This is a genomic window from Myxococcus sp. CA005, assembly GCF_006518205.1.
Lineage (GTDB): Bacteria > Myxococcota > Myxococcia > Myxococcales > Myxococcaceae > Myxococcus > Myxococcus xanthus.
Genome location: NZ_SRLV01000164.1, coordinates 1 through 7,155, shown reverse-complemented (window position 1 = coordinate 7,155; position 7,155 = coordinate 1). Strand labels below are relative to the sequence as shown.

Here is a 7,155-nt window from a genome sequence, read left to right as displayed (position 1 = left end):
CTGCCCGAAGTGCGCCGCCGCCTTCAGCACCTGCTGCTGCGCCGCATTGGCCACTGCCCACTTTGCCTGCGCCACATCGGCGCCCGCGCACCTCCTCGGGGGCCGTCACGCATGTGACCGGGTAGTACTAAGCAACTCTGCGAAAGTCCACACGCGGCGTCCTCTCCCTCATCCGCTTCTTCCTGGTCGCTGCCTCAAGCCCATCGCTCGCCTCCTCCTCACCTGCTTGAGGGAACTGGCTCACTCACCTTGGCGGAGAGAGCGCGGGCGCTTTCCCGCAAAGGGCTCTGCTGGGGACATATGAACCGGTCATTAAGAAAGTCTTGACGGAGACACCCTCGCTGCGTAGACATTTTAAACGACCGGTTCCAAAGTAGAGGGTGGACATGATGGCGTTCAGTGGCAAGGCGGCGTTGGTGACAGGTGGCACGCGTGGCATCGGCGCCGCCATCGTTCGGCATCTGGCAAAGGGAGGGGCGGACGTAGCCTTCACCTATGCGAACTCTGGCGACAAAGCGGCCACGCTGGTCGGTGAACTCAAGGCACTCGGCCGACGGGCCGTGGCCATCCAGGCGGACAACGGAGACCCCGACGCCGTCCGTGGCGCAGTCGACCGCGCGGCGTCCGAGTTGGGCCGCCTGGACATCCTGGTCAACAACGCCGGCATCTTCCCTTCCGGACCGTTCGAAAAGGTCACACTCGAGGAACTCGACAGGACGCTGGCAATCCACGTTCGAGGCGTGTTCGTCGCGTCTCAAGCCGCGCTCGCGCACATGCCGCAGGGTGGCCGCATCATCTCGATTGGTTCCTGCTTCGCGCAGCGCGTGCCCTATGGCGGAGTCACGCTCTACTCGATGAGCAAGTCCGCCTTGATCGGCCTGACGAAGGGCCTGGCACGGGAAGTCGGCGAGCGCGGCATCACAGTGAACGTGATCGACCCCGGGTCGACGGATACCGACATGAATCCGGCGACCGGGCCCGCCGTCGCGGCCGAGTTGGCGCTCATGTCCCTTAAGCACTACGCGCAGCCCGAGGACATCGCCGCCACCGTCGGGCACCTGGCGAGTGCCAGCGGGCGATTCATCACAGGCACCTCTATCGCGGTCGATGGTGGCTTTTCGGCTTGAAGCCGCGACATCAAGAGGCGTTCATGGCATGGATTGTGTTGATATTGGCCGGGTGTCTGGAGATCGCCTGGGCGCTCGCGCTCAAGCGAGCCGACGGCCTGACCCGGTTCTGGCCCAGTGTCATCGGCATCGGCCTCGCCATGGTCAGCCTGGTGCTGCTGTCGCTCGCCTTGAAGCAGCTGCCCGTCGGAACGGCCTACGATGTCTGGGTGGGGATGGGCATGTGCGGCGTCGCGGTCTTCGGCATGCTATTTCTCGGCGAACAGGTCTCGGCACCACGTATCTTCTTCCTGGTGATGATCGGCATCGGCGTCGCTGGCCTGCGGGCAATCGAGCGATGACTCCGCGCAAGGTGAAGACGAAGAAGCCTTCCGCTGTGATGGGCCGCCCCCGCGGGTTCGACCGCGACGAGGCACTCGTGGAGGCGATGCGGGTGTTTTGGGCGCGCGGCTACGAGGGCACGTCCATCCAGGATCTGGTCGATGCGATGGGCGTCAACAAGCCCAGCCTCTATTCCATCTTCGGCTGCAAGGAAGAGCTCTTCCGCGAAGCCGTTGAACTCTACGACCGGCTCGAAGGCATTCACACCACCCGCAGCCTGGAGGATGCTCCGTCCGCACGCGCGGCGGTGGAGGAGATGCTGCGCGCCAATGCGCGGGCCTACACCGCCAGCGACAAACCTCGGGGGTGCATGATCGTCCTGTCTTCGCTCCTGGGCTCGCCGGAGAACGAGCGGGTCAGGACCTTCCTCGCGGAGAATCGCCTCAGGGGTGAGCGTGCGCTGAAGCAGCGACTCGAGCGAGGCATTCTCGATGGAGACCTCCCTGCATCCGCCGAGGTGGGGATGCTCGCCGCGTTCTACACCACGGTGCTGGAGGGCTTGTCGATACAGTCTCGCGATGGCGCCTCCGCGAAGAAGCTCGCCGCCATCATTGATGCCGCGATGCTCGCTTGGCCGACATGAGAGAATACATCTCACGCTTCTTTGACCCAACGAAGCTCACGCGCAGTACATGGGGACGCCCCACATCATGAAGGCCATCAATCCGCCAGGAAGACCCGCGCCTGACTTCTATAGGCAAGCCATCGACCTGGTGGAGTTCGAAGCGGGGGGCGCACCGCGGGCTCAAGGTGAAGTCACCCCGCGAGTTCCGCACTGCGAACTCTCACCCCTGAGCTGTCCGATTTGACGGGGGGCAACTCCAGCCAGTACGCGCCTCAATCCTTGCAACACGCTGACGGGTCGATGCTTCTTCCTGCGGGAGATCTTCCCACCCGCATCCGGAATGTCGCGCCGCCGCCTTCTGTGGGCAGGTGCTGCAGGCTACCGCCGTGGCCTTCCGAGATGCGGCGGGCGATGGCCAGACCCAACCCGGTTCCACTCCACTGACCTTCCCGGCGCCAAAAGGGCTCGAAGATGTTCTCTCGGTCGGACTCCTCGACGCCGGGGCCGTGATCGACGACGTCGACCGTGACGCTGGACGTGCTGGCTTCCATCCTGACGATCACCGTCCCGCCAGCGGGCTCGGCGCGCAGCGCATTGTCGAGCAGGTTGGCCAACGCCGACCGAAGGCCATCGGCCTGTCCCAGCACCATCTCGGAGGGCGATGCGGCTTCCAGGGCGATGGCTCGTCCGCTCCGCAGCGCCAGCGGCGCCATGTCGCTGATCAGATCACGCAGCTGCTGGACCAGATCCAGCGCTCTCCAATCCGCCGGGGTCTGTCCCTGCATGCGGAAAGCCGCGAGCAGCTGGTCGACCATCAGCCCCAGCCGCGTCGCATCGCGCCGCAGGTCGCGCGTGGCGGGGCTGTCGCCCAGGGAGTCGAGCCGGGCGCAGAGAATCGCCACAGGGGTGCGCAACTCGTGCGCGGCATTGGCGACGAACAGTTGCTGGCGGGAGACGCCGCGCTCGAGCCTTTCCAGCAGCTGATTGATGGCCGTGACGAAGGGCTGGATCTCCTTGGGCACGCCATCGGGCGACAGCCGCTGGTCCAGCGTCTCGAGGCCGATGCCGGATGCGGCGTTGGCGGCCCTCGTGAGGGGTTGTAGCGCGCGACGCAGCATCAGTGGCAGCACGAGGACGGTGGCGAGGACGGCCGAACCAAACAGCTTCATCACGCGCGGAATCAGCGTCAGCAGCGCGGTTGGCAGGTCATCCAGTCCGAGGCGATTGCCGCTCGTCACGACGACCGCGGTCCCGATGCCGTGGATCGGGAACATCGAGACGTTCGCGCGCTGGCCCTCTCCGAGGGCGATCACCGGATCTCCGCACTCAGCAAGCAGCTGCACACACTGCAGGTCGGGGAAGTGCCGGTACAGGTCGGCGAGGGTGGGCGCCGGTTCGAGGTTCGCGCCAGGTGCGGCCCAGCCGCGTGGAGAGATCGCGTGGGCAAGCTGCTGCGATGATCCGGACACCAGGCGGCCGTCCAGGTACACGGCGTAGGCCAGCTGCGGACGTCGTGCCTGATAGGCGCGCAGAGCGCTCGAGGGCTCGATGCGAGGGGCGCCTGCCGGGTCCAGCGTGATCGACTCGGCGACGCGACGTTGGGAGGTCGCGGCGGACAGATCGTCGTGCGAGACGGAGTGGGAGAACACCATCCAGAACAGCATCAGCCCGGTGATGACGATGAGCTGCGTTGCGAGGACGGCCGCGATCAGGCGCGGCGCCAGGGAGTCCGTGAGACGCTTCATGGCTCGTCGATAAGATAGCCGACGCCCCGGACCGGGTGCAGCACCACACCCGCGCCACAATCCTCGAGCCGCCGCCGCAGCCTGGAGATGTGTGCTTCCAGGGTGTTGGCACTGGGCTCCTCGTCGAACCCGTAGACCTCCTTGATGAGGGTGTCGCGCTGGACGACCCGCCGCGCGCGGCGCATCAGGGCGGCCAGCAGCGAGGCCTCGCGCCGGCGAAGCAGCAGCGGCCTTCCCTGCACCGTCATCTGCCTGGAGCCGAGGTCGTACTCGATGGCGCCGCAGCGCACCGGCTGCAGCTGTCGCGCCTGTGCAGGCCGTCGCAGCACCGAGCGGATGCGCGCCCGCAGCTCGTCTGCATGGAAAGGCTTTCCCATGTAGTCATCCGCACCCGCATCCAGGCCTGCGACTCTCTCCGGGACATCTCCCATCGCGCTGATCACCAGCACGCCCGCCTCCGGCTGCATGGCACGGAGCTCGGGAATCAGGCACAGGCCGTCGCCATCGGGCAGGCGGCGGTCCAGAAGCACGATCGCGTAGGCGCCCAGATGGATCGCGCTACGGGCCTCGGTGACCGAAGCCACGGCGTCGACCGAGAAGCCCTGGGACGTCGCTTCATTTGCCACCAGCCGCGCGAGTTCCGGCTCATCCTCGACAAGGAGCGCACGCATGAGTCCCCTCCGTGTCGGCGGACGCTACTCCTCCCGGGGCGAAGGCGCCGCGACAATCAGCGACTGTCAGGCTCGTGCAAGCCTGCGCTGCCAGAAGAGAGTGGAAGGAGGTGGGCGATGCCCCCTATGCGAGCACCTGCGTACTGTCTCGGGACCGAGATGACGAACCTCTTCCGTAATTGCTGCCTGGCCATCCTCCTGACGAGCTGTGCAGGCACCCCTACGGCCAGGGAGCAAGCTGGACCCGGCAGCCGGCGCGAAGCGACCGCCATCGTCGCCAACCTGCGCCGGATCGTGACCCCCATGGGTGTGGAGCGGCTGGAGAAGATCCGCATCGGCGGGATCGACCAATGGGTCTCGATCCGCGGCGTCGACCGGGCGAATCCCGTGTTGCTGATGCTCCACGGAGGTCCCGGCTTCGTGTCGATGCCGACGAGCTGGTACTTCCAGCGGGGGTGGGAGGAGTACTTCACCGTCATCCAGTGGGATCAGCGCGGTGCTGGAAAAACCTACCTGGCGAATGACCCCTCCGCGGTCGCGGCGACCATGACGGCGGAGCGGTTGATCGCCGATACCGAGGAGATGATTCACTGGGCACGCAAGGAGCTCGGCAAGGAGAAGATCTTCCTGCTCGGACATTCATGGGGCAGCTACCTCGGCCTGTCCGTAGCGCAACGTCACCCGGAATGGCTGCACGCGTATATCGGAATGGGACAGGCGACCGATGTTCTGGAGAGCGAACGGCGCGGATGGCGCTTTGCCATGGACAGAGCACGCGCAGCCGGAAACGAGGAGGCGATCAGGGAGCTGCAATCGATTGCGCCCTACGCGGCGCATGGCGCTGCGCTCGAGCTGCCCGTCGTCGCGATCCAGCGCAAGTGGCTCGGCTTCTATGGTGGCCAGGTGCACGGGCGGACGGGTGGCCAGGCCGAAGCGGAGGGCTTCGCACTCTCTCCGGAGTACACGGATGCCGAGCTGGCCTCGGTGTGGACCGCCAACGAGCTCTCCGAGGAGAAGCTGTTCCCCGCCGTGTTGCGGGCCGACTTCAGCAACGTGACCCGGCTCGAGTGCCCGATGCTCCTCTTCAATGGCCGGCACGACTACAACGTGTCGGCAAGCGTCGCGGCCGAATGGTTCGAGCGCCTTCACGCACCCATCAAGCACCTGGTCTGGTTCGAGAACTCGGCTCACGAGATCATGAACGAAGAGCCGGGCAAGATGCTGCTGTCGCTGGTCAGGTACGCCCGGCCCATCGCCGAGGCGGCAGGCGATGCACCGAAGCCTGCACCCCGGGACGCGGCCACCGGGGCGCGATAGGCACGACACGCCACCCTGAAGTCCTACTCCCACTCACTCCAGCGGGCCCTGCGCCGCGGCCACCGGCGCCGCCTGCGTCGGCTCGCCCACGTGAGCCGTGACGGCCACGAGGTCGAGCGTGGCGTGCGCTCGACGTCGAGATTGGATTGGCACGTCCCCTACGGATGCGCCAATGCGTAATCGAGCGCCGCCGTGACCGCCGCCACCTGCGCGTCGCTGCACTGCGCGGGCGTCGCACGCGGGCTGTCGGGGTAGACCTCGGTGGTCGTCACGTAGCGGGCGCGCGTGATGCCAGCGCACAGTCCGAGCTGGCGGAGTGCGTAGTGGATGACGCCCGGGGCGACGACGGGAGAGCCAATGATCTTGCCGTCGGCGTCGGGCGGGGCGATGTGGGTGACCTTCGCGACCGCGGCGATGACCGCCTGCTGGAAGTCGAGCCGCGGGTTCTCGGTGTCGCCCACGACGTAGAATCCGTCGGGGGTGTGGTCGGGCTCAAAGGGCTTGCCGTCGCGCGCGGCCAAGGCGGGGCGGAACTCCGCCTCGTCCGAGTCGGTGGTCTCATGCAGGTCCACGTGCACGAGCACGCGGTCGCGCAGCGGGGCGACCAGCCGCATGAGGGCCGCCGACTCCTCCGCGGGGCTGGGCTCGCGGAAGGAGCGGTTCGGGTCAATTGCATTCATGTTCCAGCGCTGGATCCGCTCGTAGGCCCACGGGCTGACGCACGGGACGACGAGCAGGTTGAAGCGGCCCGCGTAGCCAGCCGCATGCCGCTCGACGAACTGCAGCGCGCCGTGGACGCCGCTCGTCTCGTAGCCATGTACCCCACCCGTGACCAGCGCCACCGGCAACCCGTCGCGCCAGTCGCGGCTCGCGAGCGCGAACAGCGGGTACGTGTCCGGCGGGTAGTCCAGCAGGCCGTACTGCACCACGTCGAAGCGCGCGCGCAGGCGCTCTATCGCGCTCAGCACGTCGGCCGCGTAGCTGCGCTTGCGGGTCTGGCGGGACCGCCAGGTCGTGACTTCCGCCTCACCCCAGGGGCTTCCGGGGGAACCAATAGGGTACGGTGCAGTGCTCATATCGGCGATTCTAGAGCAGGTTGCGGGCCGCTACCCGGGCTTCTCGTGTGTGACATCCCATCTGCGCCTTGAATGCATCCGTATACGGCACCGCATCCTGCCTGCTCTCGCCCCTTGGGCGCCGTCAGCTCGGCACCTCAGCCGAGGCGGTCGGGTCGGGGGCCGGCGCGGTGGTGTGCAGGCTGCTCTTGGCCGTATCCGCCGTTTCCGGCTTCGTGCCCGTGTAGAGCGCGCCATCACTCCGTCTCCGGTCCCCGCCACATCGAACCGGAC

7 protein-coding genes are annotated in these 7,155 nt (G+C 66.9%); 4 read left to right on the top strand and 3 right to left on the bottom strand.

The genetic code is table 11. The features are described from left to right. The first annotated feature begins 380 nt into the window (after positions 1-380). The 3 genes from FMQ63_RS36520 to FMQ63_RS36510 are packed head-to-tail and all read left to right on the top strand — an operon-like array spanning position 381 to position 2,091. Positions 381-1,127 (top strand): 3-oxoacyl-ACP reductase family protein, encoded by a 747-nt coding sequence (locus FMQ63_RS36520; protein WP_011555176.1) that lies wholly within the window; start codon positions 381-383, stop codon positions 1,125-1,127. 23 nt (positions 1,128-1,150) lie between these two features. Continuing rightward, complete coding sequence (locus tag FMQ63_RS36515) at positions 1,151-1,468, top strand: multidrug efflux SMR transporter (protein ID WP_011555177.1); 318 nt, start codon at positions 1,151-1,153, stop codon at positions 1,466-1,468. An 11-nt stretch (positions 1,469-1,479) separates the two neighbouring features. Beyond that, entirely contained in the window at positions 1,480-2,091 is a 612-nt protein-coding gene (locus FMQ63_RS36510; protein WP_026114345.1) for a TetR/AcrR family transcriptional regulator, read from the top strand. Between the two features lie 254 nt (positions 2,092-2,345). Here the strand turns inward: FMQ63_RS36510 and FMQ63_RS36505 are convergent, their stop codons facing one another. Continuing rightward, entirely contained in the window at positions 2,346-3,818 is a 1,473-nt protein-coding gene (locus tag FMQ63_RS36505) for a cell wall metabolism sensor histidine kinase WalK (protein ID WP_011555179.1), read from the bottom strand. Beyond that, a complete protein-coding gene (locus FMQ63_RS36500) occupies positions 3,815-4,489 on the bottom strand; it encodes a response regulator transcription factor (protein WP_011555180.1) in 675 nt (224 codons plus the stop codon). The genes FMQ63_RS36505 and FMQ63_RS36500 overlap by 4 nt, the downstream gene beginning before the upstream one ends. A gap of 159 nt (positions 4,490-4,648) precedes the next feature. On the opposite strand from FMQ63_RS36500, the gene FMQ63_RS36495 reads away from it, so the two are divergent. Beyond that, the gene (locus FMQ63_RS36495) at positions 4,649-5,806 is read left to right on the top strand and encodes an alpha/beta fold hydrolase (protein ID WP_011555181.1); all 1,158 of its coding nucleotides are present in this window, start codon (positions 4,649-4,651) and stop codon (positions 5,804-5,806) included. Between the two features lie 158 nt (positions 5,807-5,964). Here FMQ63_RS36495 and FMQ63_RS36490 read toward each other — a convergent pair whose 3' ends face one another. Further along, positions 5,965-6,882 carry a M14 family metallocarboxypeptidase gene (locus FMQ63_RS36490; RefSeq protein ID WP_011555182.1) on the bottom strand — a complete coding sequence of 306 codons (918 nt, stop codon included), beginning with the start codon at positions 6,880-6,882 and terminating at the stop codon, positions 5,965-5,967. Positions 6,883-7,155 lie beyond the last annotated feature (273 nt).